The sequence below is a fragment of the Bradyrhizobium sp. LeoA1Lang genome (assembly GCF_055413685.1).
On sequence record NZ_JBVAPG010000674.1, the window covers coordinates 1 to 251 of the forward strand.

The 251-nt window shown below is 56.6% G+C and carries 1 pseudogene; it reads left to right on the forward strand.

Going from position 1 to position 251, the window contains the following annotated elements:
* Nucleotides 1–187 (forward strand): annotated as a pseudogene (locus ACZYOF_RS44925) (hypothetical protein); the annotation flags it as partial.
* Nucleotides 188–251: the final 64 nt, after the last annotated feature.

The following is a 251-nucleotide window of genomic DNA, read 5'->3' on the forward strand; positions in this document are numbered from 1 at the left end:
TCTGGCTTTTATCCACCTCTATACCCGGCTGCATCGCAGGCCCCCGGCCGAAACCGACATGCAGGAATACTTCCGCGTCAGCCCGCCCTCGGTTCACCAAATGGTGCTGACCCTGGAACGATCTGGCAGCCAAGGACACCTCGCAGCATCGAGGTCCTCGTGGATCCGAAAGACCTGCCGGAGCTAATTTGACAGCCCACCCAACACGTCAAAATCACTGTGCAGAGCCACTTCTATCACAGTGATTTTGA